Here is a 1,229-nt window from a genome sequence, read left to right as displayed (position 1 = left end):
CTGGAAAGGGTGGCCATAGTGGGTGATAGCCCTGTACGCGAAAATCCCTTTGCAATGAAATCGAGTAGGACGGGGCACGAGAAACCTTGTCTGAATATGGGGGGACCATCCTCCAAGGCTAAATACTACTGACTGACCGATAGTGAACCAGTACCGTGAGGGAAAGGCGAAAAGAACCGCGGAGAGCGGAGTGAAATAGATCCTGAAACCGTATGCGTACAAGCAGTGGGAGCCCACTTTGTTGGGTGACTGCGTACCTTTTGTATAATGGGTCAGCGACTTATTTTCAGTGGCGAGCTTAACCGAATAGGGGAGGCGTAGCGAAAGCGAGTCTTAATAGGGCGTCTAGTCGCTGGGAATAGACCCGAAACCGGGCGATCTATCCATGGGCAGGTTGAAGGTTGGGTAACACTAACTGGAGGACCGAACCGACTACCGTTGAAAAGTTAGCGGATGACCTGTGGATCGGAGTGAAAGGCTAATCAAGCTCGGAGATAGCTGGTTCTCCTCGAAAGCTATTTAGGTAGCGCCTCATGTATCACTGTAGGGGGTAGAGCACTGTTTCGGCTAGGGGGTCATCCCGACTTACCAAACCGATGCAAACTCCGAATACCTACAAGTGCCGAGCATGGGAGACACACGGCGGGTGCTAACGTCCGTCGTGAAAAGGGAAACAACCCAGACCGTCAGCTAAGGTCCCAAAGTCATGGTTAAGTGGGAAACGATGTGGGAAGGCTTAGACAGCTAGGAGGTTGGCTTAGAAGCAGCCACCCTTTAAAGAAAGCGTAATAGCTCACTAGTCGAGTCGGCCTGCGCGGAAGATGTAACGGGGCTCAAACCATGCACCGAAGCTACGGGTATCATCTTTTGATGATGCGGTAGAGGAGCGTTCTGTAAGCCTGTGAAGGTGAGTTGAGAAGCTTGCTGGAGGTATCAGAAGTGCGAATGCTGACATGAGTAACGACAATGGGTGTGAAAAACACCCACGCCGAAAGACCAAGGTTTCCTGCGCAACGTTAATCGACGCAGGGTTAGTCGGTCCCTAAGGCGAGGCTGAAAAGCGTAGTCGATGGAAAACAGGTTAATATTCCTGTACTTCTGGTTATTGCGATGGAGGGACGGAGAAGGCTAGGCCAGCCTGGCGTTGGTTGTCCAGGTTTAAGGTGGTAGGCTGAGATCTTAGGTAAATCCGGGATCTTAAGGCCGAGAGCTGATGACGAGTGTTCTTT

General features: G+C 51.4%; 1 rRNA gene. It reads left to right on the top strand.

Going from position 1 to position 1,229, the window contains the following annotated elements:
* Nucleotides 1–1,229: ribosomal RNA gene (locus BT119_RS26175) — 23S ribosomal RNA — on the top strand; the annotation flags it as partial.

It is taken from the genome of Pseudomonas sp. NFACC10-1, from assembly GCF_900119195.1.
GTDB classification, from domain to species: domain Bacteria; phylum Pseudomonadota; class Gammaproteobacteria; order Pseudomonadales; family Pseudomonadaceae; genus Aquipseudomonas; species Aquipseudomonas cerasi.
The sequence above is the reverse complement of the archived record's forward strand: the minus strand, read 5'-3'. Positions and strand labels throughout refer to the sequence as shown.